This window comes from Mangrovibacter phragmitis (genome assembly GCF_040429585.1).
In the GTDB taxonomy this organism is placed as follows: Bacteria; Pseudomonadota; Gammaproteobacteria; order Enterobacterales; family Enterobacteriaceae; genus Mangrovibacter; species Mangrovibacter phragmitis.
In genome coordinates, this window is record NZ_CP134782.1 from 3,442,983 (window position 1) to 3,467,907 (window position 24,925).

Below are 24,925 nucleotides of genomic sequence, written 5' to 3' on the forward strand. Positions count from 1 at the left end.
AGACCGGGAAGTCTACCGGATTTACTGAACATTTTATACCTTAAAAATTTACGCCCCAGGCGGTTATTTCACCTGGGGCGTTCTGGTGGATAACTGGCAAGGATATTTTGGGTTATTACACCGGCCAGAGGTTTTCGATAATTAACTGCAAGTTGCGGTTACCGCGAAATTCATTGATATCCAGCCGGTAAGCCAGTTCGACTTCTTTTACGCCCATATCGGGCCAGCATTGTGTGTCCACATTAAAAGCAATGCCATCCAGTAACGGGCCGCCGCCAACAGGCTCCAGCATCACTTTCAAATGGCGTTCTCCCACCAGCCGTTGCTGCAGCAAGCGAAAACGCCCGTCAAACTGTGGTTCCGGGAACATCTGCCCCCAGGGGCCAGCATCACGCAGCATTTCAGCGACGTTCAGCGTCATTTCCTGGGGTTCAAGCAGGCCATCCGACCAAATTTCACCTTGCAGCATGGCAGGATCCAGCCATTCATTCACCAGTGCGGCAAAACGTTCGCGGAATGTTTCAAACTGCGCTTCTTCTAAAGACAGCCCGGCAGCCATGGCATGCCCGCCAAACTTCAGCATCAGCCCGGGGAAACGCGTATCAAGGCGCTCCAGCGCATCACGCATATGAAAGCCCTGAACAGAGCGCCCTGAACCTTTCAGGCTGCCGTCGCCAGCAGGCGCGAAAGCGATTACCGGGCGATGAAAACGCTCTTTCATGCGCGAGGCCAGTATACCCACCACCCCCTGATGCCACTCCGGGTGGTACATTGCCAGCCCGGCAGGCAACGTTTCACTGCTGCGCTCCAGTTTGTCGCACAATACCAGTGCTTCCTGCTGCATGCCCTGCTCTATCTCTTTTCGGGTCTGGTTCAGTGCATCCAGCTCACTGGCTAACATACGTGCTTCGCCGGGGTTATCGCACATCAGCAACGCCACGCCGACAGACATATCATCCAGCCGCCCGGCGGCATTCAGCCGCGGGCCAATGGCAAACCCCAAATCAGTTGCCACCAGGCGTGACGCATCGCGGTTAGCCACTTCGAGCAGTGCGCGAATTCCAGGCCGGCAACGCCCGGCGCGAATACGGCTTAACCCCTGCCAAACCAGTATCCGGTTATTGGTATCCAGCGCCACCACATCAGCCACTGTGCCCAATGCGACCAAATCCAGAAACTCCGCAAGGTTAGGTTCTGCTCTGCCCGTTTCAGTGAACCAGCCTGCAGCGCGCAAATGGCTACGAAGCCCCATCATTAAATAGAACGCAACCCCTACACCTGCCAGTGATTTGGAGGGAAAATCGCAGCCGTGTAAGTTGGGATTGACCATGGCATCTGCGGCGGGCAATGTCTCGCCTGGCAGATGGTGATCGGTAACCAGCACCGGGATCCCAAGCTCATGAGCCTTGTCCACACCGGCATGTGACGATACACCGTTATCAACAGTCATGATAACCTGAGCACCGCGCTGGTGTGCCTGAACCACGACTTCCGGGCTCAGCCCATAGCCATCCTCAAAACGGTTGGGAACCAGGTAATCCACATTGGCACCAAACTGCTTCAGTGCCAGCACACTCAATGCGGTGCTGGTTGCGCCATCGGCATCAAAGTCTCCGACAACCACAATATGCTGCTGGTTAACCAAAGCCTGGTGTAAAAAAGCCACCGCGCCTTCCATACCGCTCAGTTGCTGCCAGGGAAGCAACCCTTTGACACTGCGCGCTAAATCCTCTTCACTACGTACCCCACGGCTGGCATAAATGCGCCGCAATAACGGCGGGAGAGACTCTGGCAGCGCCGCCTGATCATCAACGATGCGGCGGCGGAGTTGTAACTGTTTTTTCACCCGAAACTGACCACGCTTTGCTGAACTTTAACTGTCATGTTGATCCAGGAAATTTTTCATTTCTTCAGGCCCCTGGTAACCAGGGATCACGCTGCCATTTTGCAGCACTACAGCCGGTGTCCCCTGGATACCAAACTGCAGGCCCAGGTTGTAGTGTTTCGCGATATCAACCTTGCAATCCGCTGCTGGTGCTTCCGTGCCTGCCATTGCGTTATCAAAGGCTTTTTTAGGATCTTTGGCACACCAGATATTTTTCATGGCACCCGCCGTTTCACTTTGCATGCCCTGGCGGGGGAAAGCCAGGTAACGCACGGTGATGCCCAGGCTGTTATAGTCCTTCATCTGCTCATGCAGTTTGTGGCAATAACCACAGGTGATATCCGTAAACACGGTAATTACATGTTTTTCCTGGGTGGCTTTGTATTCAATCATTTCACCTTTCAGGGCTTCCAGTGAGCTGACTAACAGCGCGTTAGTCACGTTAACCGGTCGCGCGCCACTGACATCATACAAAGGCCCCTGAATCACATGTTTACCATCTTCGGTGACATACAACACGCCTGCCGGTGTCAGCACTGTTTTCATACCCGGCACGGGGGAAGGCTTGATGGTCATCTGGCTGACACCCAGTTTACCCAAAGACGTTTTGATGGCGTCGTCATCGGCATGCACCAGGCCTGGCAACATCCCTGCCATTAAAGAAAGCAATACAAACCCTTTTTTCATAAAACATCCTTTTGCTTCGGCACTCACGCACGAGGGTGGTGCTGTTGATGAAGTTGGCGCAGTCGTTCCGTGGCCACATGTGTATAAATTTGCGTTGTAGAAAGTGAGCTATGCCCCAGCAACATTTGCACCACACGCAAGTCTGCACCATGGTTTAACAAATGCGTGGCAAAAGCGTGGCGCAACACATGAGGTGAAAGCTTCTCACTGTCGATGCCCGCCAGCGTAGCGTAATGTTTAATACGATGCCAGAAAGTCTGGCGTGTCATCTGCCTTGCCCGCTGACTGGGGAAAAGCACATCAGACGCCACACCATTGAGTAACCAGGGACGGCTGTATGCCAGATATTGTTCCAGCCAGTAAACAGCTTCTTCACCCAGTGGCACCAGACGCTCTTTATCGCCTTTACCAATCACGCGAACCACGCCCTGGCGCAGGCTGACATCACTCATACTCAGGCCCACCAATTCAGACACACGCAACCCGGTGGCGTAAAGCACCTCCAGCATGGCTTTATCTCGCAACTCCAGGGGGATATCCACTACTGGAGCCTGTAGCAAGTGCTCAACCTGGATTTCACTCAGGTCTTTGGGTAAACGTTGAGGGAGCCTGGGCGATGCCAGCCTGGCACTGGGGTCATCAGTACGCAGTTTTTCGTTGTACAAATACTGGAAAAAACGCCGCAGCGCGCTCAATAAACGGGCAGAACTGGTCGCTTTATAGCCGCCTTCAACCCGTTCAGCCAGTAACGCCTGTAAATCGTCACCGGTTGCGGATAACACAGTTTGTTGCCGGTGATGGAGCCACTCCACAACCATGTGTAAATCGCGCCGGTACGCACTGAGCGTATTTTCCGCCAGGTTGCGCTCGAGCCACAGCGTATCGAGGAACTGCTCAATCAGTGCCAGATTGTCGTCCATTTTCGCCTCGTATTTGTCCAGATATGCGCATTATGCCTTAACCAACAGAGGATCTGGTACACTATGCATGTTGGTATAAGAAATGAATGGTTAACATGATGAAAATCGGCCTTTTTTATGGCTCCAGCACCTGCTACACCGAAATGGCTGCGGAAAAAATTCGCGACATTATTGGCCCGGATCTGGTGGAACTGCACAATCTGAAAGACGACTCTCCCACATTAATGGAAAGCTATGATGTGCTGATTATGGGAATACCGACCTGGGATTTCGGTGAGATCCAGGAAGACTGGGAAGCCATATGGGACAAACTGGGCGACCTTAACCTCAAGGGAAAAATTGTTGCACTGTACGGCATGGGTGACCAGGAAGGTTACAGCGAGTGGTTCCTTGATGCGCTGGGCATGCTGCACGACAAACTACAACCCCTGGGTGTTCACTTTATTGGTTACTGGCCAACTGAAGGCTACACCTTTACCAGCCAGAAACCCGTCACCGCAGATGGCAAGCTGTTTGTTGGCCTGGCTCTGGATGAAACCAGCCAGTATGACCTGAGTGATGAACGCCTCGAAAACTGGTGTGAACAAATTCTTGGTGAAATGGCGCAGGCATTTGGCTGACCACCCGGAAATACTTATGTATCGCCGTGTTGATTCAGTAAGCGGCGCAAATCACGCCATGCTTTCTGGTCCATGCTGTCTGCTGCCAGCCACAAATGGTGTTTGCGCCCTCCCGAAATCCGGCGCAAACGCAGCAAAATACCATACTTCAACATCCAGGGTTGCCCTGCCAGCGCCCACTCAGCCTCTTGCCATTTAACCCGGTTTTCGGTTAACAGTTGCAATTCACCATGGCTGGCATTGATACGCCGCTGGCTTCTTACACAGTCGAACACCACCAGCGAAACCAGCAACAACCATACTGGCGTCCAGGCCAGTGGCCAGGGCAAAAACAACACTGCCGCAGCAACTAAACCGTGCAGCAGCAGTGAAAGCCATTGTGTTTGCCAGGAAACCCGCAGGTCAGAGTGCCACAGGACCACGAGCCATATTCCGTGACTGAATCAGTGCAACCATTCGGGCCAGTTCCGGATCCTCTGGTGAACCGTGGTTCATCAGCCAGTTAAAGAGATCCGGGTCATCACAAGTAAGCAACCGTACAAACGCTTGTTTGTCGTTGTCACTCAACGTGTCATATTCATGCTCGAAAAAAGGCATGATGGAAATGTCTAACTCGCGCATACCGCGACGGCATGCCCAATGAATACGAGCTTTATTATTGATATCCATACATTCTTTCCTGTAATACACAAGCGGGTACCGGGCTAGTTTACCTTGTTTTATCACTACTCTTCACCGGAATCTGCGATTTTCCTTGATCCTTCTAACTTTATTCTTAATGTTGCAGGTTATTACATTAGCCTGCAGCCCTGCGCGCAAAGGCACAAAAGGTATGGTGAAAGCCCTTGCAATGGCTTGCGTCTCTTTTACCATAGTTGGATATCGCACTCATTTAAACGGGACTAACACTATGTCTTTCAATCCGTTTGCGCCTCGTCAGGCGGTTAACGCAGCGCGCCTTCCTTTGACATTAATGACGCTCGATGACTGGGCCGTTGGCACCATCAGCGGCCCTGACAGTAAAACATATCTTCAGGGGCAACTTACTGCAGATATTGCTCAGCTAACGGAACATGGACATGTGCTGACCGCACATTGCGATGCCAAAGGGAAAATGTGGAGTAACCTGCGGTTATTTTCTGGTGAAGAAGGTTTCTCCTGGGTGCTGCGCCGCAGCGTTTGCGAAACCCAGTTAAGTGAAATCAAAAAATACGCTGTTTTTTCCAAAGTCACCATCGCACCAGATGTCAGCGCCGTGTTGCTGGGGCTGGCCGGTTTTCAGGCTCGTGCTGCACTGGCCTCTGTTTATACAACCCTGCCTGATGCAAGCCAGCCAGTTGTGCAGGATGGCAGCACCACGTTACTGTGGTTACCTTTACCCGCCGAGCGCTTTTTACTGGTCACTGACGCAGCACAGGCTCAGGTAGTTGCTGATAAACTCAAAGGCGAAGCTCAGCGTAATAACAGCCAGCAATGGCTGGCACTGGATATTGAAGCAGGCTACCCCATTATTGATTTAGCCAACACCAATGAGTTCATCCCGCAGGCAACAAATTTACAGGCTCTGGGGGGAATCAGCTTTAAAAAAGGGTGTTATACCGGGCAAGAGATGGTGGCACGGGCAAAATTCCGCGGAGCCAACAAGCGCGCCATGTGGTTGTTGGCGGGTAAAGCCGCGCATGTTCCCGCGCCAGCAGATGCGCTGGAAATGAAAATGGGTGACAACTGGCGGCGTACCGGGCGTGTTCTGGCAGCTGTATCGTTGGAAGATGGCAGAATACTGGTTCAGGCCGTAATGAATAACGATATCGAACCAGGCACTGTATTCCGTGTTTTGGGCGACGAAAGCAGCGAACTCAATCTTGAGCAACTGCCTTATTCACTTGAAGAAGAAGACTGATACCCACCTTGCTTTAGCGCCAGGCCTGGGGAAAACGCGCTCAGCCTGGCGCACTTCAGCAGATGAGCGCTTGAGCCTGCCTGTTATTTTATCCTGCCAGCTTTACCCCACATAAAAGTAAATCGCCAGGAAGTGGCACACGCTCCCACCCAACACAAAACCGTGCCAAATGGCATGGTTAAAAGGAATACGTCGGCAAACATAGAAAATCACGCCAAGTGAATACACCACCCCGCCAGCGGCCAGTAAAGTAACGCCTCCCGGAGCTATACGCATTGCCAGTTGGTACACCACCAGTAATGAAAGCCACCCCATGGCCAGGTAAGTTACCAACGACAGCACTTTAAACCGGTGAGCAATGGTGAGCTTAAACAGAATTCCCGCTAATGCCAGGCTCCAGATAATAACCATTAAGGTATGGGCCAGTGGCGAGCGCAACCCAACCAGCAAAAACGGTGTATAAGTACCGGCAATCAACAGGTAGATGGCACAGTGGTCAAATTTTTTCAGCAGCGGTTTAATACGTGCATGCGGAATGGCGTGGTAGAGCGTGGACGCCAGGAACAGCAATATCATGCTGCCGCCGTACAGGCTGTAACTGGTTATGGCTGTCGCCCCTGCCCTTGTATCCACGGCCTGAATCAGTAATAACACCAGCCCAACGATGCCAAACACCAGGCCTATCCCATGGCTGATACTGTTGGCAATCTCTTCTGCCAATGAATATCCCTGTGCAACACGTTCTTTCCGGGCCATAAGATCAACTCCTGGTAGTAATAAGGTCACCGCACATATAGCCTAACTGAGAATGATTTCAGTGAACACATGTTCACTGAAATTTAATATGTGTACAGGTATTTCCAGGTTGATCGCAGGTAAGTGAAATTTGATTTACAATTTGCGCCAGCACATAACAGCAGGATAAAGACGATGGCCGGTGGTACTCCTGGTTTTGGTAAATTTACCGATATCATTAATTTTCTTATGGAAATTGATAAACTCAAACGAGTTGAACGCCGTACCCGGCTGTTAGGCGCAGGGCGTCCTGAAAACAGTGCTGAGCACAGTTGGCATTTTGCCGTAGCCGCAATGAGCCTGGCACCTTTTGCAGGCGGCAAGGTAGATATTGACCGGGTAATAAAAATGGCGCTACTACATGATATTGTTGAAATAGATACCGGCGATGTGCTGGTATACGACCTGGAAGCCCGCGCCGCCATTGCCAGCCAGGAAGCCCTGGCGGCTGAGCGCTTATTTGGCCTGCTGCCCGCCCCACAAAATAGCCAGTTTTTGGCACTCTGGCAGGAATATGAAGAAGGCACCACGCCCGACGCCCAATTTGCAGGCGCACTGGACAGAGTGTTACCGGTACTGCAAAACCTGCATAATGAAGGGCAAAGCTGGCAGGAAAACCAGGTCCGGCTTGAGCAAGTCCTCAGCCGTAATACCTGCGTTGGCAACGTCTGGCCTGACTTATGGGAACATGTCAAAACACAGTTATATGCCGCTCACGAAAAAGGCTGGTTACGCTAACGACCATTGGCTTTATGATTCAGGATACTCGCTGTGACCTTATTTAACCATGCGGCAATAGCCGGACTGAACAACCTGGAATTACTGGTCTACAACTACGCCATCAAGAATCATGATGCCGTGATGTATATGACTATCCGGGAACTGGCAGAAGCCGCCGGGGTTTCCACAACCACGGTCTTACGTTTCTGCCGCAAGCTGGGTTGTGATGGTTATTCTGAGTTTCGTGTGCGTTTTAAGCTCTATTTATCTCAGGCCGAACCACTGCCCGCCAATTTTGGCACCGGTGAAATCATCAGTTTCTTTAACAGTGTGAATAACCCGGAGTTTGATGCGTTGCTTAACCAGGCAGTTGATATTATCTGCCATTCAGAGCGTATTATATTTGTGGGTGCCAGCACATCAGGCTCTATGGCGAAATACGGTGCGCGTTTTTTCTCCAATATGGGAAAATTCAGTAACCATATTGACGACCCATATTTCCCGGTCAATAACGATATGGCGAAAAACGCGCTGGCCATTGTACTTTCCGTTTCTGGAGAAACACCGGAAATTTTGCGGTTTGCCAGCCAGTTCAGCCTGCATCACTGCAAAGTTATGTCAATCACCAGCAATGACAACTCGTCACTGGCTCGTATGGCGGATTTCAATATTTCCTGGCATATTCCCCAGATGCGTATTTCCGGCAATCACGACATTACCAGCCAGTTACCTGTCGTCTATATTCTGGAAACATTAGGCCGGAAACTCGCCCGAAAACTGGCCTAAAAAACGTCCTGTTTTTTACATGTAACTAGTCACAACTCACTGATTTTGTTATATCGTGACATTTGCACCTGCTTTTGACAGACTCTGAATCATGACTTTAACTGCTGAATATCCGTTCTGTTTTGCACCCAATTTTCGGGCGGTAAAACCAGGATATCGCGTGCACAACACTCAGAGGACGTTATGAAAAAACTCACACTGCCAAAGGATTTTTTGTGGGGTGGCGCTGTTGCAGCACACCAGGTTGAAGGTGGCTGGGATAAAGGTGGAAAAGGCCCCAGCATTTGTGATGTGCTGACCGGTGGCGCTCACGGTGTGCCACGCGAGATTACCCAGCAACCAGAAACAGGTAAATACTACCCTAACCATGAAGCAGTCGACTTCTATGGTCATTACAAAGAAGACATTAAGCTGTTTGCCGAAATGGGCTTCAAATGCTTCCGGACATCCATTGCCTGGACGCGAATTTTTCCCAAAGGAGACGAAGCCCAGCCAAATGAAGAGGGCCTGAAATTTTACGACGACATGTTTGATGAAATGCTCAAATACAATATTGAGCCAGTCATCACCCTGTCGCATTTTGAAATGCCTTTACACCTGGTGCAGGAATACGGCGGCTGGACTAACCGTAAAGTTGTCGATTTCTTCGTTCGCTTCGCCGAAGTGGTGTTTGAGCGTTATAAATCCAAAGTGAAATACTGGATGACGTTCAACGAAATTAATAACCAGCGTAACTGGCGCGCGCCTTTATTTGGTTATTGCTGCTCTGGTGTGGTGTATACCGACCATGAGAACCCTGAAGAAACCATGTATCAGGTTCTGCATCACCAGTTTGTTGCCAGCGCAATGGCGGTTAAAGCCGGCCACCAAATCAACCCGGAAATGAAAATTGGCTGCATGCTTGCCATGGTGCCGTTGTATCCGTTTACCTGTAACCCGGATGACGTGATGTATGCACAGGAATCCATGCGTGAACGCTATGTCTTTACCGATGTGCAATTGCGGGGCTACTACCCGGCTTATGTACTCAACGAATGGGAACGCCGTGGGTTTACTATCCACATGGAAGAAGGTGACGAGCAAATTCTGCGTGAAGGATGCTGTGATTACCTGGGATTCAGCTATTACATGACCAATGCGGTAAAAGCAGAAGGTGGCAGTGGCGATGCCATTTCCGGTTTTGAAGGCAGCGTACCGAACCCACATGTTAAAGCCTCTGACTGGGGCTGGCAGATTGACCCGGTTGGCCTGCGTTATGCTCTGTGTGAACTGTATGAACGCTATCAGAAACCGCTGTTCATTGTCGAAAATGGCTTTGGCGCTTACGACAAAGTTGAAGAGGATGGCAGTATCAATGATGACTACCGTATTGAGTACCTGCGCGCACATGTCGAACAAATGGTGAAAGCTGTCACTTATGATGGTGTGGATCTGATGGGCTATACCCCATGGGGCTGCATTGACTGCGTCTCTTTCACTACCGGGCAATACAGCAAGCGCTACGGGTTTATTTATGTGAATAAACACGATGATGGCACGGGTGATATGTCCCGCTCGCGGAAGAAAAGCTTCTGGTGGTATCAGGGCGTGATTGCCAGCAATGGTGAAGAACTCTGATAACCCAACCAGCATCTTTCTCAGGCCCCGCGTACTGCGGGGCTTTTTCTTTTACAGGCTGATACCAGCCTGCGTGCAGGTCACCTTGCGGCAGGGCTACAGGCATTTTTACAGCCCACCAGCCAAATCAATAAATGAGCCTGTCACGTAAGACGCATTGTCACTGAGTAACCAGACAATTGCCTGAGCCACTTCATTGGGTTCTCCCCCGCGTTGCATGGGCAAACGGGACTTAATTCTGTCTACCCGACCGGGTTCACCACCACTGGCATGCATCCCGGTATAAATAAACCCAGGCCGGACACCATTCACGCGGATCCCCAGAGCAGCCACTTCCAGCGATAACCCCCGGGTCAATGTATCCAGCGCGCCTTTTGACGCGGCGTAATCAACATATTCGCCAGGTGCCCCAAGACGGGCCGCCGCAGAAGAAACATTCACAATAGCGCCTCCCGGGTTACCTGAGTGCTGGCTCATGCGTTTTACCGCTTCCCGGCAGCAAATAAAAGGGCCGGTAACATTGGTATGTAATACTGCGTTGATTCGCTCAGCATCCAGCCCTTCAATACCCGTCTGAGGAAATAACACACCAGCATTATTGACCAGTGCATGTAGTGAGCCCGGCAACGTATCAATCCAGGCAAATAAATTTACGATGTCCGTTTCTTGTGACATATCAGCCGGATACGCCCATGCCTGCCCACCATGCTGAACAATATCGGTAACCACTTCATCTGCCGCTTGCTGGTTTTCGCGGTAGTGAACCACCACAGCATAGCCGCTTTGCGCTAATAATTGTGCCGTTGCCCGCCCGATTCCACGGCTGGCGCCTGTCACCAGTGCTATTTTCATCCTTTGCTTTACTCCAAAATAAAAAGGGTGCCGAAGCACCCTTAACATAAAATTAACAAAAAACAAAATTTGACTAGTCGTATTCGCTCATCGGGACACAGGAGCAGAACAGGTTGCGGTCACCGTAAACATCGTCCAGGCGTTTAACCGTCGGCCAGTATTTATTGCCGTAACCCGCCGGGAACGCAGCAAGTTCACGGGTATAGCTGTGCGGCCACTCAGCCTGAGCCAGTTCTTGCTGTGTGTGCGGTGCATTCACCAGTGGGTTATCATCCAGGGCCCATTCACCCGCACCAACTTTGGCAATTTCACCGCGGATAGCCAGCATGGCATCAATAAAGCGATCCAGTTCAACTTTGCTTTCCGATTCCGTCGGTTCCACCATCAGCGTACCGGCTACCGGGAAAGACATGGTTGGAGCATGGAACCCATAATCAATCAGGCGTTTCGCGATATCCAGTTCACTGATACCGGTTTGCTCTTTCAGCGGGCGGATATCCAGAATACATTCGTGTGCCACACGGCCATCCTGGCCGGTATACAGCACCGGATAGGCATCTTTAAGGCGTGTGGCAATATAGTTGGCATTCAGAATTGCCGTCTGACTGGCCTGCTTCAGGCCTTGTGAACCCATCATGCGTATGTACATCCAGCTAATAGGCAGAATGGAAGCACTGCCAAATGGTGCGGCAGACACCGCGCCCTGCTGGGTCAGCATTTCTTCAATTTGCACCACGCTGTGGCCTGGAACAAACGGAGCCAGGTGTGCTTTAACACCAATCGGCCCCATTCCCGGGCCGCCACCGCCGTGAGGAATACAGAAGGTTTTGTGCAGGTTGAGATGTGATACATCCGAGCCAATAAAACCGGGTGATGTAATGCCAACCTGAGCATTCATATTCGCGCCATCCAGGTAAACCTGGCCACCCGCCTGGTGCACAATGTCACACACAGAGCGAATAGTTTCTTCATACACGCCATGGGTGGACGGGTATGTCACCATGATGCAGGAGAGTTTGTCACCAGCTGCCTCTGCTTTGGCACGCAAATCATCGAGGTCGATATTGCCTTGCTTATCACAGGCCACCACGACCACCTGCATGCCCGCCATTTGTGCTGATGCCGGGTTGGTACCGTGAGCTGAACTGGGGATAAGGCAGATATCGCGCTGCCCCTGGTTGCAGCTTTCGTGATAACGGCGAATCGCCAGCAGGCCGGCATATTCCCCCTGGGCACCCGAGTTAGGCTGCATACACAGGGCATCATATCCGGTCAGTTTCACCAGCCACTCAGACAGTTGGTTAATCATGTAATGATAACCTTCAGCCTGATCCACCGGGCAGAATGGGTGCAGTTCGGCAAATTCAGGCCAGGTAATGGGGATCATTTCAGCCGCAGCATTGAGCTTCATGGTGCAGGAGCCCAGTGGGATCATGGCCTGATTCAGTGCCAGGTCTTTGCGCTCCAGGCTGTGCATATAGCGCATCATCTCAGTTTCACTGTGATAACGGTTGAAAACCGGATGCGTCAGTATGGCATCGTTACGCAGCATTTCTGCCGGTAGTGAGCGGCTGTCCAGTGCGGTTTCTTTATCCAGTGGGGCAATATCCAGACCATGATCGTCGCCCAACAACACGCTAAACAGGCTGAGAACATCTTCCCGGGTAGTGGTTTCATCCAGAGTAATCCCCACTGCATTATGAATATCGCTACGCAGGTTGATACCTTGTTCCTGAGCACGCGCCAGCACACTGCCTTTATCACTCACTTCCACACACAGTGTGTCAAACCAGTGCTGATGACGTAGTGAAACCCCTTTTTGCTTCAGGCCACAGGCCAGAATATCGGTAAAGCGGTGAATACGCCCGGCAATACGTTTCAGCCCAACCGGGCCGTGCCATACAGCATACAGGCTGGCGATATTGGCCAGTAAAACCTGTGACGTACAAATATTGGAGTTCGCCTTTTCACGGCGAATATGTTGTTCGCGGGTTTGCATCGCCATACGCAATGCAATGTTACCAGCTGCATCGCGGGATACACCAATAAGCCGCCCTGGCATCGCACGCTTATGCGCGTCACGCGCTGCGAAGAATGCAGCATGTGGGCCACCGTAACCCATCGGCACGCCAAAACGCTGTGCGGAACCGAAAACGATATCAGCACCTTGCTTACCGGGTGCTGTCAGCATCACCAGCGCCATAATATCTGCCGCAACACTCACCACGATATTACGCTGCTTCAGTTGCGCGATTAAGTCGCTGTAGTTATGCACTTCACCAGTGGTTCCTACCTGCTGCAGCAACACACCAAAGATATCCGGGAGTTCCAGCACTTTATCAGCGTCATCCACTACAACCTCAAAACCAAAGGTTTCTGCGCGGGTACGGACAACATCCAGCGTTTGCGGATGGACGTCATTGGCGACAAAAAAGCGGTTGGCGTTCTTGAGCTTACTGACGCGTTTTGCCATCGCCATAGCTTCTGCAGCCGCAGTCGCTTCATCCAGCAAAGAAGCGGAGGCCATGTCCATACCGGTGAGGTCGAGTGTCACCTGCTGGAAATTCAGCAAAGCTTCCAGGCGCCCTTGAGAAACCTCAGGCTGATACGGGGTATAAGCCGTGTACCAGCCAGGGTTTTCCAACATGTTACGCAAAATAACGGGTGGCGTATGAACCGCCGTATACCCCATACCTATAAACGAACGGAAACGCTTGTTACGGCTGGCAATTGTTTTTAATTCAGCCAGCGCCTGCGCTTCGGTAGCCGCTTCACCAATATAAGGTGGTTGTGCCAGTTGAATATCTTTGGGCACAATTTGCCCGGTCAGCGCATCCAGTGAATCGGCACCAACTACAGCGAGCATGGCCTGCTGTTGATCAGGCGACGGGCCAATATGGCGACCGATAAACGCTTCATTGTTTTCCAGTTGGCTTAAGGTCTGGGTCATGGGCGGTATTTCCTGAAACGAAACTTACGATAAGTAGATAGCTACAGGGCTGGCAGTTACCAGCCCCCGGGTTTTACTCGTCTTCCAGCAGTGCCTCATAGGCTTCTGCATCCAGCAGCGCATCAATCTCAGAGGTATCGCTGGCTTTAATTTTGAAAATCCAGCCATTGCCATAAGGCTCGCTGTTGACCTGTTCCGGGCTGTCATTCAGCTCTTCGTTAACAGCGACAATCTCACCACTTACTGGCGCATAGATGTCTGAAGCCGCTTTAACAGATTCAGCAACGGCACAGTCATCACCAGCGCTGACAGTGGCTCCCACTTCCGGCAGATCGACAAACACCATATCGCCCAGCAGCTCTTGCGCATGCTCGGTAATACCTACAGTGTAAGTACCATCTTCTTCTTTACGCAGCCACTCATGCTCTTTGGTGTATTTCAGCTCATTAGGCACATTGCTCATAATTCTCTCCTGATAAAAATTTACTGAGCCACCGGTTTACCGGCGCGAACAAAAATCGGTTTAGTCACATGCACCGGCATTTCCCGGTTACGGATCTGCACAACCGCTGTGCTGCCAATACCTGCCGGTACGCGTGCCAGCGCAATACTGTAGCCTAAGGTTGGAGAAAAAGAGCCACTGGTGATAACACCTTCGCGTGCTGTGCCTTCAGTGTCGGTGAAACGAACAGGTAAACCACCACGCAGTACACCTTTTTCGGTCATCACCAGGCCCACCAGTTGCTCGGTACCATGCAGGCGTTGAGCTTCAAGAGCATCGCGCCCAATAAAGTCGCGATCTTCAGGTTGCCATGCAATAGTCCAGCCCATATTTGCAGCCAGGGGAGACACGCTTTCGTCCATCTCCTGGCCATATAAATTCATTCCGGCTTCAAGGCGCAGGGTATCCCGGGCCCCCAGGCCACAAGGTTTCACCCCGGCCTTAACCAGTTGTTCCCAAAAATCTGCGGCCTGCTCTGCCGGCAGTGCAATCTCGTACCCGGCTTCACCGGTATAACCGGTTGTTGCAATGAAAAAATCCCCGGATTGTACGCCGAAGAAAGGTTTCATACCTGCAACAGCCTGTTGCTGCTGTGCAGTAAACAACGTTGCCGCTTTCTGCTGTGCATTCGGGCCCTGTACGGCAATCAATGACAAGTCATCGCGCACGCTGATATCAATGCTATAAGAGGCTGCCTGTTGATTGATCCAGGCAAGATCTTTTTCACGGGTTGCAGAGTTGACGACCAGGCGGAACCAGGAGTCGGAGAGAAAATAGACAATCAGATCGTCGATGACACCCGCTGAGGCGTTAAGCATCCCGGTATACAGTGCTTTGCCTGGCTGGGTTAGCTTCGCGACATCATTTGCCAGCAAATAGCGCAAGAATTCACGGGTGCGTTCGCCATGAAGATCGACAATCGTCATATGCGACACATCAAACATCCCGGCATCCGTGCGCACGGCGTGGTGTTCATCAATTTGCGAGCCATAATGCAGTGGCATCATCCAGCCATGGAAATCCACCATGCGCGCGCCGCACTGTTTATGCTGCTCAAACAACGGAGTTTGCTGAGTCATGTTGTCCTCTTCAGTAATAGCCCGCAATTGCGGAACGCTCACGTCTGGCCTGGGGAAAACAATACCCTGACTTGCCCCGACGCAAACGTTATCTTTTGCCTGAACTTACCACTGAAAAGCCTGCTTAACCATAAGGTAAAATGGGTCATCACTTTATCTTATGAGTATTTTTAACAACACAACTACCAGTTAATTAAACTGGATTAACCACAAAAACATAAAATTTTCTCCAGCTTTTGCGTACCGGTTTCCGATTTAAATGATATTAATCTCCAAATACTCAGGAAAACGCGAAATTCAGGAAAAAATTCAGATAAATAAAACTAATCTGAAAAAAGGAGTGAAATTAGAATATTTCAAATGAAAGGCGCGCCGGTTTACCAACCGTAAACACGGCGCTGATGATCAATCACGCAACCATTGGGGTAAATTATTAAGCCCCATTGCCTGGCGAATAATGCGGGGTTTAACGCCGGGTAATGTGTCGGCGAGTTTCAGGCCAACATCACGCACCAGTTTCAGTGCCGGGTTAGTACCTGCGAACAATTCACGGAAGGATTGCATGCCAGCCAGCATCAATGCGGCATTGTATTTACGCTGCCTTTCATAGCGTTTCAGATACAGGTACTGACCGATATCTTTTCCTTGCTGGTGCAAACGCCGTAATTCCCCCACCAACTCAGCTGCATCCATAAAGCCCAGGTTCACGCCCTGCCCCGCCAGCGGGTGAATGGTGTGTGCTGCATCGCCTACCAAAGCCAGCCGGTGAGCGGCAAACTGCCGCGCATAACGCCCGGTAAGAGGGAAACACTGGCGGTCACTGCTCAACTCACAGCGACCCAGGCGCAAATCAAATGCAATGCTCAGTTCGCGGTTAAACACTTCAGGGACCGCCTCCTGCATTTCACGGGCTTTATCGGGCGGCAATGACCAGACAATAGAACACAAGTGAGGATCGTTAAGTGGCAGAAAAGCCAGAATGCCATCGCCATGAAATACCTGGCGAGCAACAGCCTGATGTGGCTCCTGAGTGCGAATAGTGGCGACCAGGGCATGGTGCCGATAATCCCAAAAGGTGAGCGGTATATTCGCCTGGCTACGCAACCATGAGCGTGCGCCATCAGCACCGACAACCAGCCGGGCAGTGAGCATCTCGCCATCTTTGAGCGTAATAAATGCCTCATTTTCACCCCAGGCAACTGAATTCACTTCAGCCGGGGCATAAAATGAGACATCTGCCGACTGCTCAGCCTGTTGCCACAATGCCTGGTTTATCACGCTATTCTCAATGATATAACCCAGCGCATGCTCACCCGCAGTGCGATCATCAAAAGCTATGCGCCCAAAGCTGTCTTTTTCCCACACTTCCATACCATGCCATTCACTGGTACGTTGTGGCGCCATTCGCTCCCAGGCTCCGAGACGGCGCAGTAATTTTTCACTGGCCGCATTGATTGCCGAAACGCGCAGCGCCGGAGGCGCAGACGCATCAACTGGCTGGCATGGCTGATTTTCCACGACAGCAACCCGCAGCCCACTACCCTGCAGACCGCAGGCTACGGCCAGCCCAACCATTCCACCGCCAATAATGGCGACATCCACACTCTGAACCATAATGCTCCTTACCGAATCACCCAGCCCAGGGTGCGTTTTGCCAGCGCTTCACGCACTGGCGCCAGGATATCCATCGCCATTAAACCTATGTTGCGCCCAACAACCAGCGGCCCCCATGGGTTGGCAAACAAGTGAACCAGGCCATCAGTGACGCCAATTGTCGCCTCCCGGTCAGGAGTACGGCGCGCATTATAGCGTGCCAGTACCGCACATGAGCCCGGATCCTGCTGCTGATTAAACGCGCTGGCGAATTCCTCAGCCAGCGACATCACATCGCGTATGCCAAGATTAAAACCCTGCCCGGCAATAGGGTGCATGGTTTGTGCAGCGTTACCCACTGCCACTACACGGTGCGAAGTAGCGGCCACTGCCGTAGTTAACCGAAGTGGGTATGCACTGCGCTCACCTGCATGGCAAATACGCCCCAGCCGCCAGCCAAAGGCGCGCTGAAGCTGTGTGCAAAACTGCTCATCACTCCAGCTCATAACCTCAGCTTGTTGTGATAACGGGTGGCACCAGACCAGTGAACTGCGCCCACCAGACATCGGCAGCATTGCCAGTGGCCCACTGGCGGTGAAGCGCTCAAAAGCCCGGCCATCTGGTGAACATGCGGTTGTTACATTCGCGATGACGGCTACTTGTTGGTAGTCATCTTGTTGCCAGGCAAGGCCACAAGCTTTACCAACAGCAGACAGAGTGCCATCAGCAGCCACCAGCACTTTGCCCACAACGGTTGTTTGGTTATCCAGCGTCACTGTAACGCTGTCAGTGCTGCGTGTTACAGATTCAACCCGTGCCGGGCAATGCAGTGTCACACCAGGGGCATCGCGCAATAGCCGAAACAGGCGAACCCCGGCATCATGGAGTTCAACAACATGGCCCAGCTCAGTAATAGCATAATCTTTGGCCTGCAGTGTCACAAACCCGGCATGACCGCGGTCGCTAACCTGAACTTGTGTCAGTGGCGTAGCGCAGTCCTGCAATGCCTGCCACACCCCTAGCTTTGCTAACTGAGTGGAAGTGCCTTTTGCCAGGGCAATAGCCCGGGCGTCAAACCCCGGGTGCTGACAGGCATCAGGGGAACGGGCCTCGATGAGATGAACAGGTAACTTACCCTGAGTAAGGGCGGAGATAGCCAGCGCCAGTGTCGCACCGGTCATTCCGCCTCCTGCAATCACAATACTCATGAGTGTGATGCCGCCATCAGTGCTTCGATATCATCTGCAGATTTCACTACACTGGCAGTCAGGTTTTCGTTCCCGGTGGCTGTAATCACAATGTCATCTTCGATACGAATACCAATGCCCCGGTAGATTTCCGGTACATCTGCATCTGGCGCAATATACAAACCGGGTTCAACCGTCAGTACCATGCCAGGTTCCAGCGGGCGTGAGCGATCCGGCCCATATTCCCCGACATCATGGACATCAAGCCCCAGCCAGTGGCTCAGGCCATGCATGAAAAATTGCCGGTGTGCGTTTTGGGTTATCAGGGCGTCGATATCACCCTGTAAGATATCAAGGCGAACCAGGCCCATGACCATTACGCGCACAACAGCTTCTGTCACTTCCTGCATGGTTGTACCCGGACCATATAACGAAAGTGCCGTTTCAAGCGATTCCAGTACGATGTCATAAACCGCCCGCTGCGCCGGAGTGAAGCGCCCGTTAACAGGAAAAGTGCGGGTAATATCCCCTGCATACCCTTCCAGCTCGCACCCGGCATCAATTAATACCAGGTCGCCGGCACGCAGCAGGCTTTCATTTTCGGTGTAATGCAGAATACAGCCGTTTTCACCGCCTCCGACAATCGTGTTGTATGAGGGATAACGTGCGCCATGATGGTTAAATTCGTGGAGGATTTCACCTTCCAGTTGGTATTCATACATTCCCGGGCGGCACTTTACCATCGCCCGGGTGTGGCCCAATGCGGTTATCTCCCCGGCACGGCGTAATACCGCGATTTCCTCGGGTGATTTAAACAGGCGCATATCATGCACCCAGGGGCGCCAGTCAGTAAGTGTGGAAGGGGCTTTCAGGTTCTGGCGGCTGCCTTTGCGTAATTTATCCAGCGCGCCAAAAACAATGCTGTCTGCATAGTCATAGAGACCCTGCGCGTGGTAAACACAGTCCAGCCCATTAAGCAGTTGAGCGAGGTTGTCATCCACTTCGTCAAAAGCCAGAGCTCTGTCCACCCCGAGTTTTTCCGGCGCAGCTTCCTGCCCCAGGCGACGACCAAACCAGATTTCTGCCGTTTTGTCCCGCACCCGGTTAAACAACACACTGTGATTGTGCGTATCATCGCTCTTAATTAAGACCAGCAATGCTTCCGGCTCGTTAAAACCTGTGAAGTACCAGAAATCACTATTTTGCCGATAAGGATACTCGCTGTCAGCACTGCGCGGTGCCTCAGGAGCCGCAAAAAACAGCGCCGCACTGGCTGGCGCCATTTTTGCCAACATAGCCTGACGGCGGCGAAGAAATTCCTGTTGATTCATCACCCCTCCTTTCGTTCCTGACCCCACGTTGAATTAATGCAGTGTGGGTTTTTGTTGTACTTCCGGTGCTGTTGGTTGCTGGCGGTTAAATGTTTCATAACACAGCAATGCCGCAACACGCACATACTCAACAATTTCTTCCAAAGACATTTCCAGTTCTTCAATATCTTCGTCTTCGTCGTAACCCAGTTGAGCGATATTGCGTAAATCAGCAATCGCTTCGCCAAGATCACCTTTCACTTTATCCAGGCGCGGCTGAGTCACTCCCAGCCCCAGCAGGAAGTGATTCACCCAGCCAGAAAGAGCATCTGCACGGTCAAACACTGACACATCCTCACCGTCAGGCATGAATAACTGGAACTGGAAGCCTTCATCTTCCAGTGCATCACTGGTGGCGCCATGCATCTGGCGCAGGCTGTCAGCAAGGTTCTGGCTGAACGCCAGGCCTTCGTTAGTCAAATCGTGGACAAGCGGTTGCCAGGAACTGTCATTGTTCCCGCCACATAAGATCCCGCTAATCAATCCGTGCATTTCCGACGGCGTTAAACCAACATTTTGTTGGTTGAGCAACTGGTTTATGCTGGCATAGCCAGGCATCTCATTTTGTATAGACATGCGCATTCTTCGTCGTTGGGAAGCTAAGTTCGTGTTATGCTACCACTTCGGCCCCAGGAGATACCAGAAAAGGGCTTGTATCTTCATATAAGGGTAGCTATAGTAGCGCCCCTTCGCCGCCCCAGGGCTGCGATAAGGCAGGCGAGTAAACAGCAGGAAGGTGTCATGTCTGCAGAACCAGTCGACATTCAAATTTTTGGTCGTTCACTGCGCGTGAATTGTCCGCCTGAACAACGTGATGCGCTGAATCTGGCCGCTGATGAATTGAATCAACGGTTGCAAGATCTGAAAGTTCGCACTAGAGTCACCAATACAGAGCAACTGGTTTTCATTGCGGCGCTCAACATCTGTTATGAGCTGTCACAAGAAAAAGCGAAAACCCGTGACTATGCTGCCAGTATGGAGCAACGAATCCGGATGTTACAGCAGACCATTGAACAGGCATTACTTGAACAAGGTCGCATAACTGAAAGGCCGGAAACGAAGTTTGAATAACAATTCTGGGTTGACTGTGGTACAGTAACCATGAATTAAAAATTTCTCTGAGATGTTCGCAAGCGGGCCAGTCCCCTGAGCCGATATTTCAAACAAACAGAATGTGACGCTCCACGACCGGTGAGCATGCCCGGTCAGTCCGGGAAGCCTTAAGGTCGTGACGACACATTCACCTTGAACCACGGGTTCAAGGGTTACAGCCTGCGGCGGCATCTCGGAGATTCCCTCTTTCTTTTCATCATCTCATTGTCTATGTCGCACTCACCGGATGTATCTGCTTCCCGGCAACATATTCGTCAGCATATTCGACAGGTTCGGCGGGCTTTAACTCCTCATCAGCAACAATCTTCCGCTCATGAAGCGGCCAAACGTTTTCTGAGCTGGTCCCCCGCAGCAAGCGCACAGCATATTGGGTTATTCCTCTCTGTAGACGGCGAACTCGACACTCGCCCACTGATTGAACGCCTGTGGGCAATGAACCGCTCGGTTTACCTTCCGGTTCTGCACCCGTTCAGCACCGGTGGGCTTATTATGGTGCGTTATGAGCCGGATACTGAGCTGGTAGTCAACCGCCTGAAAATTCCCGAGCCGCGCCTTGATGTGCGCCAGATTCTGCCCTTGCAGCATCTCGATATTCTGGTAACCCCTCTGGTTGCGTTCGACAGCACTGGCCAACGGCTGGGTATGGGTGGAGGGTTTTATGACCGGACACTACAAAACTGGCGTGAACATGGTTTTATCCCGGTAGGCTACGCGCATGACTGCCAGCATGTGGAGGCACTCCCCACCGAGCGATGGGATATTCCCTTACCCACTATTGTGACGCCGTCAAAACTCTGGGCCTGGTAACTCACTGCCGGCGCATAAAAAAGCCTTCCCAAAGGAAGGCTCCGATTGATGAAAAAGAAGGAAAAAACGTGGTTTTTCCTTCTTTTTAGTTAACAGCCGAAAACCAATAAATTGATTTTCCTTATTTTTATTGGGTGACACCCTCTGGTTCTGTACAGACATGAGGTTTGTCATCGGCCTCAGCCTTCCCAAAGGAAGGCTCAATGCAGCAATGTATTAATTAGTACAGCAGGCGGGCACGTACTGTCCCCGGAATAGCTTTCATGCTCTGCAGTGCTGCATCAGCGACATCTTCTGCCGCATTGATATCAATAACCACATAACCAATATGCGGAGAAGTTTGCAGGTACTGCGCTGCAATATTGATCCCCTGATCGGCAAAAATATGGTTGATTGCGGTCAGAATGCCGGGGCGGTTCTCGTGGATATGCAGCAAACGGCTGGTGCTGCTGGTATGCTGAGGCAAAGACACTTCCGGGAAATTCACTGCAGAAAGTGTTGAACCGTTATCAGAATATTTCACCAGCTTACCGGCCACTTCGATACCAATATTTTCCTGCGCTTCCTGGGTTGAACCACCAATATGCGGAGTCAGCAGCACGTTATCAAACTCGCACAACGGCGAAGTGAATGGGTCACTGTTTGTTGCCGGTTCTGTTGGGTAGACATCAATGGCTGCCCCGGCCAGGTGCTGGCTTGCCAGTGCGTCGCACAGTGCGTCGATGTCAACCACAGTACCGCGGGAGGCATTAATTAACAGTGAGCCTGGCTTCATCATGGCTATCTGTTCTGAACCCATCATGTTTTTGGTGGATGCATTTTCCGGCACATGCAGGCTGACCACGTCACTCATATTCAGTAAATCTGATAAATGCTGAACCTGGGTGGCATTGCCCAACGGCAGTTTGCTTTCAATATCATAGAAATAAACGTGCATACCCAGAGATTCGGCCAGAATCCCTAACTGAGTACCAATATGACCGTAACCAATAATACCCAGTTTTTTACCGCGTGCTTCAAAGCTACCCACTGCCTGTTTATGCCAGACACCGCGGTGTGCTTTGGCGTTCGCGGCCGGTACGCCGCGCAGCAGCAACAGCAGCTCACCAATAACCAGTTCAGCAACAGAACGGGTATTTGAGAACGGCGCATTAAATACCGGGATACCACGTTTACCTGCTGCATCCAGGTCAACCTGATTTGTACCGATACAGAAACACCCTACCGCAACCAATTTTTCAGCCGCGGCAAAAACGTCTTCAGTCAGATGGGTACGGGATCGTAAACCAATAAAATGAGCATCACGGATGGACTCTTTGAGTGATTCAGTGTCCAGTGCGCCTTTATGATATTCAATGTTGTTGTAGCCTGCAGCACGAAGGTTATCGATTGCTTTTTGATGCACACCTTCAACCAGCAGGAACTTAATCTTGTCTTTCTCCAGTGATACTTTTGCCATTTCCCGACCCTGTGTTATCTGAAAGAATACGCTGCATGAAATAAGCCAGCCTTCTGTCAACATATCAAAAATTACGCCCCCGGCAATAACGATGTTTTGTCACTTATGCTGAACAAAATGCAAGTAAGAAGGAAAGCCGGGGATTCACGCCAAAAAAATCAAAAAAAGCAGGAATAAAAACCACAACAGGAATTAAATGTGAACATTATCACTAAATTTAAAATTTCTTAAATTTTTTCAAAACGACAGCTTCTGGAGGGCAGAAAAGCCCCCCAGCCAGATCATTTCACAATAGTTTTCACACCATCAGCTGTACCAATAAGCGCAATATCCGCGCCACGGTTGGCAAACAACCCAACAGTCACCACACCGGGAATCGCATTAATGGCATTTTCTGTGGCAACCGGATCAATGATGGATAAACCGTAAACATCCAGAATTACGTTACCGTTATCGGTCAGAACCCCCTGGCGATACTCCGGGCGCCCACCTAACTTGACCAGGCTGCGCGCAACGCAGCTGCGGGCCATAGGAATAACTTCAACTGGCAGCGGGAAATTACCCAAAATATCAACCTGTTTGGATGCATCAGCAATACAGATAAATTTATCTGCTACAGAAGCAATGATTTTTTCCCGGGTTAAGGCAGCACCACCACCTTTGATCATTTGCATCTGCCCGTTAATCTCATCTGCGCCATCAACATAAATACCAAGCGCGTCAACATTGTTAAGATCAAACACGGTAATACCCAGCGCTTTGAGTTTGGCGGTCGAAGCATCGGAACTGGATACTGCGCCCTCAATTTGATGCTTAACAGTGCCCAGTGCATCAATAAAATGTGCGGCGGTAGACCCCGTGCCGACACCAACGATAGTTCCGGGTTGCACGTACTGTAAAGCGGCCCATCCCACTGCTTTTTTCAGTTCATCCTGCGTCATGGTGTTTTTGCCTGTGATAGAAAAGATGAAAAAACCGGGGGCGTATTATAGAACAGAGCCAGTAAAAATACCGTGTTTAAGGCCAAAATACGCCGAATGAAAGGCAACTTGCATGCCATATGTAAGGATTTTCGCTGGATCATGTCTGGTTTTATGTCATAGTGCCAGAAGCCAAAAAAACAGGAGCACACCGAAATAATGAAACGCCCGGACTACAAAACACTACAGGCGCTGGACGCAGTTATCCGCGAACGCGGGTTTGAGCGTGCAGCACAAAAGCTTTGTATCACCCAGTCTGCGGTGTCTCAACGAATCAAACAGTTGGAAAATTTGTTCGGTCAGCCCCTGTTGGTAAGAACAGTTCCTCCCCGGCCTACAGAGCAAGGGCAGAAACTTCTGGCATTGCTGCGCCAGGTAGAATTACTTGAAGAAGAATGGCTTGGCGATGAACAAACAGGGTCAACACCACTGCTCTTGTCACTGGCGGTGAACGCCGACAGTCTGGCAACCTGGTTGCTTCCGGCGCTAGCCCCGGTACTGGCTGATTCCCCGATTCGCCTCAACCTGCAAGTTGAAGACGAAACCCGTACTCAGGAGCGTTTACGCCGCGGTGAAGTGGTTGGTGCCGTGAGTATACAATCTCAGGCACTGCCCAGTTGCCTGGTCGACAAACTCGGGGCGCTGGATTACCTGTTTGTCGGTTCCAAAGCTTTTGCAGCACGTTATTTTCCCAATGGTGTTAACCGTACATCTTTGCTGAAGGCTCCCGCCGTGGCATTTGACCACCTTGATGATATGCATCAGGCGTTTTTGCAACAGAACTTTGATCTTTCCCCGGGCAGTGTGCCCTGCCATATCGTGAACTCATCAGAAGCATTTGTTCAGCTCGCACGTCAGGGAACAACCTGCTGTATGATTCCGCATCTGCAAATTGAAAAAGAGTTAAACAGCGGTGAGCTTATCGATTTAACACCAGGGCTGTTTCAACGCCGTATGCTTTACTGGCACAGGTTTGCTCCTGAAAGCCGTATGATGCGTAAAGTGACTGATGCACTGCTGGCGTTTGGGCACAAAGTATTACGCCAGGAATAACGGTCTTTTTTGCCTGTTTATTTCCCGAACCCTGGTGAGCGTTCTCTGTA

Annotated in this window: 24 protein-coding genes and 1 other RNA gene; 9 read left to right on the forward strand and 16 right to left on the reverse strand. The window is 51.2% G+C overall.

The features are described from left to right. Positions 1-115: 115 nt before the first annotated feature. From recJ to xerD, 3 genes are read right to left on the reverse strand one after another with little or no spacing between them, the layout of a single operon-like run. A complete protein-coding gene (gene recJ / locus MPHASIOC01_RS16580) occupies positions 116-1,846 on the reverse strand; it encodes a single-stranded-DNA-specific exonuclease RecJ (RefSeq protein ID WP_353612942.1) in 1,731 nt (576 codons plus the stop codon). A 27-nt stretch (positions 1,847-1,873) separates the two neighbouring features. Continuing rightward, positions 1,874-2,572, reverse strand: coding sequence for a bifunctional protein-disulfide isomerase/oxidoreductase DsbC (gene dsbC, locus MPHASIOC01_RS16585; protein WP_353612943.1), 699 nt, complete (start codon positions 2,570-2,572; stop codon positions 1,874-1,876). A 23-nt stretch (positions 2,573-2,595) separates the two neighbouring features. Further along, positions 2,596-3,492, reverse strand: a complete 897-nt coding sequence (gene xerD / locus MPHASIOC01_RS16590) for a site-specific tyrosine recombinase XerD (RefSeq protein ID WP_064601190.1) — start codon at positions 3,490-3,492, stop codon at positions 2,596-2,598. 98 nt (positions 3,493-3,590) lie between these two features. On the opposite strand from xerD, the gene fldB reads away from it, so the two are divergent. Beyond that, entirely contained in the window at positions 3,591-4,112 is a 522-nt protein-coding gene (fldB, locus tag MPHASIOC01_RS16595) for a flavodoxin FldB (protein ID WP_064601254.1), read from the forward strand. Positions 4,113-4,126: 14 nt separating this feature from the next. On the opposite strand, the gene MPHASIOC01_RS16600 is transcribed toward fldB, so the two are convergent. Together MPHASIOC01_RS16600 and sdhE are read right to left on the reverse strand one after the other, a co-directional pair. Beyond that, positions 4,127-4,534 (reverse strand): protein YgfX, encoded by a 408-nt coding sequence (locus MPHASIOC01_RS16600; RefSeq protein WP_064601191.1) that lies wholly within the window; start codon positions 4,532-4,534, stop codon positions 4,127-4,129. Next, on the reverse strand, positions 4,515-4,781 hold the full coding sequence (gene sdhE / locus MPHASIOC01_RS16605; protein WP_064601192.1) for an FAD assembly factor SdhE: 267 nt from the start codon (positions 4,779-4,781) through the stop codon (positions 4,515-4,517). Before sdhE ends, MPHASIOC01_RS16600 begins: the two co-directional genes overlap by 20 nt. A 241-nt stretch (positions 4,782-5,022) precedes the next feature. Between sdhE and ygfZ the strand changes: the two genes are divergently transcribed. Beyond that, positions 5,023-6,012 carry a tRNA-modifying protein YgfZ gene (gene ygfZ / locus MPHASIOC01_RS16610; protein ID WP_353612944.1) on the forward strand — a complete coding sequence of 330 codons (990 nt, stop codon included), beginning with the start codon at positions 5,023-5,025 and terminating at the stop codon, positions 6,010-6,012. A gap of 102 nt (positions 6,013-6,114) precedes the next feature. On the opposite strand, the gene MPHASIOC01_RS16615 is transcribed toward ygfZ, so the two are convergent. Beyond that, entirely contained in the window at positions 6,115-6,768 is a 654-nt protein-coding gene (locus MPHASIOC01_RS16615) for a hemolysin III family protein (protein ID WP_064601194.1), read from the reverse strand. Between the two features lie 174 nt (positions 6,769-6,942). Between MPHASIOC01_RS16615 and MPHASIOC01_RS16620 the strand changes: the two genes are divergently transcribed. The 3 genes from MPHASIOC01_RS16620 to MPHASIOC01_RS16630 all read left to right on the forward strand — a co-directional run bounded on the left by MPHASIOC01_RS16620 (position 6,943) and on the right by MPHASIOC01_RS16630 (position 9,930). After that, entirely contained in the window at positions 6,943-7,545 is a 603-nt protein-coding gene (locus MPHASIOC01_RS16620) for an HD domain-containing protein (RefSeq protein WP_353612945.1), read from the forward strand. 33 nt (positions 7,546-7,578) lie between these two features. Further along, positions 7,579-8,313 carry a MurR/RpiR family transcriptional regulator gene (locus tag MPHASIOC01_RS16625; RefSeq protein ID WP_064601196.1) on the forward strand — a complete coding sequence of 245 codons (735 nt, stop codon included), beginning with the start codon at positions 7,579-7,581 and terminating at the stop codon, positions 8,311-8,313. A gap of 183 nt (positions 8,314-8,496) precedes the next feature. Continuing rightward, entirely contained in the window at positions 8,497-9,930 is a 1,434-nt protein-coding gene (locus tag MPHASIOC01_RS16630) for a 6-phospho-beta-glucosidase (protein ID WP_353612946.1), read from the forward strand. Positions 9,931-10,038: 108 nt separating this feature from the next. Here MPHASIOC01_RS16630 and MPHASIOC01_RS16635 read toward each other — a convergent pair whose 3' ends face one another. From MPHASIOC01_RS16635 to MPHASIOC01_RS16670, 8 genes are all read right to left on the reverse strand, one after another. Next, complete coding sequence (locus MPHASIOC01_RS16635) at positions 10,039-10,782, reverse strand: SDR family oxidoreductase (RefSeq protein ID WP_353612947.1); 744 nt, start codon at positions 10,780-10,782, stop codon at positions 10,039-10,041. 73 nt (positions 10,783-10,855) lie between these two features. Further along, positions 10,856-13,732, reverse strand: coding sequence for an aminomethyl-transferring glycine dehydrogenase (gcvP, locus tag MPHASIOC01_RS16640; protein ID WP_353612948.1), 2,877 nt, complete (start codon positions 13,730-13,732; stop codon positions 10,856-10,858). Between the two features lie 73 nt (positions 13,733-13,805). After that, entirely contained in the window at positions 13,806-14,195 is a 390-nt protein-coding gene (gcvH, locus tag MPHASIOC01_RS16645; protein WP_064601200.1) for a glycine cleavage system protein GcvH, read from the reverse strand. 20 nt (positions 14,196-14,215) lie between these two features. Then, a complete protein-coding gene (gene gcvT, locus MPHASIOC01_RS16650; protein ID WP_064601201.1) occupies positions 14,216-15,313 on the reverse strand; it encodes a glycine cleavage system aminomethyltransferase GcvT in 1,098 nt (365 codons plus the stop codon). A gap of 405 nt (positions 15,314-15,718) precedes the next feature. Continuing rightward, positions 15,719-16,927, reverse strand: coding sequence for an FAD-dependent 2-octaprenylphenol hydroxylase (gene ubiI, locus MPHASIOC01_RS16655; protein ID WP_064601202.1), 1,209 nt, complete (start codon positions 16,925-16,927; stop codon positions 15,719-15,721). Positions 16,928-16,935: 8 nt separating this feature from the next. Continuing rightward, entirely contained in the window at positions 16,936-18,114 is a 1,179-nt protein-coding gene (gene ubiH / locus MPHASIOC01_RS16660; RefSeq protein WP_353612949.1) for a 2-octaprenyl-6-methoxyphenyl hydroxylase, read from the reverse strand. Further along, complete coding sequence (pepP, locus tag MPHASIOC01_RS16665) at positions 18,111-19,424, reverse strand: Xaa-Pro aminopeptidase (protein WP_353612950.1); 1,314 nt, start codon at positions 19,422-19,424, stop codon at positions 18,111-18,113. Before pepP ends, ubiH begins: the two co-directional genes overlap by 4 nt. A gap of 33 nt (positions 19,425-19,457) precedes the next feature. Further along, a complete protein-coding gene (locus MPHASIOC01_RS16670; RefSeq protein ID WP_156519119.1) occupies positions 19,458-20,039 on the reverse strand; it encodes a YecA family protein in 582 nt (193 codons plus the stop codon). Positions 20,040-20,204: 165 nt separating this feature from the next. Here MPHASIOC01_RS16670 and zapA point away from each other — a divergent pair, with 165 nt between their 5' ends. From zapA to MPHASIOC01_RS16685, 3 genes are all read left to right on the forward strand, one after another. After that, the gene (gene zapA, locus MPHASIOC01_RS16675) at positions 20,205-20,534 is read left to right on the forward strand and encodes a cell division protein ZapA (RefSeq protein ID WP_036102818.1); all 330 of its coding nucleotides are present in this window, start codon (positions 20,205-20,207) and stop codon (positions 20,532-20,534) included. Between the two features lie 41 nt (positions 20,535-20,575). Beyond that, positions 20,576-20,759, forward strand: a non-coding RNA gene (gene ssrS / locus MPHASIOC01_RS16680) — 6S RNA. A gap of 27 nt (positions 20,760-20,786) precedes the next feature. Then, positions 20,787-21,383, forward strand: a complete 597-nt coding sequence (locus MPHASIOC01_RS16685) for a 5-formyltetrahydrofolate cyclo-ligase (RefSeq protein WP_353612951.1) — start codon at positions 20,787-20,789, stop codon at positions 21,381-21,383. A 220-nt stretch (positions 21,384-21,603) separates the two neighbouring features. On the opposite strand, the gene serA is transcribed toward MPHASIOC01_RS16685, so the two are convergent. Both serA and rpiA read right to left on the reverse strand, forming a co-directional pair. Continuing rightward, complete coding sequence (gene serA, locus MPHASIOC01_RS16690) at positions 21,604-22,842, reverse strand: phosphoglycerate dehydrogenase (protein WP_064601208.1); 1,239 nt, start codon at positions 22,840-22,842, stop codon at positions 21,604-21,606. A 281-nt stretch (positions 22,843-23,123) separates the two neighbouring features. Beyond that, positions 23,124-23,783, reverse strand: coding sequence for a ribose-5-phosphate isomerase RpiA (gene rpiA / locus MPHASIOC01_RS16695; RefSeq protein WP_353612952.1), 660 nt, complete (start codon positions 23,781-23,783; stop codon positions 23,124-23,126). Positions 23,784-23,981: 198 nt separating this feature from the next. Here rpiA and argP point away from each other — a divergent pair, with 198 nt between their 5' ends. Further along, complete coding sequence (argP, locus tag MPHASIOC01_RS16700; RefSeq protein ID WP_064601210.1) at positions 23,982-24,875, forward strand: DNA-binding transcriptional regulator ArgP; 894 nt, start codon at positions 23,982-23,984, stop codon at positions 24,873-24,875. Positions 24,876-24,925 lie beyond the last annotated feature (50 nt).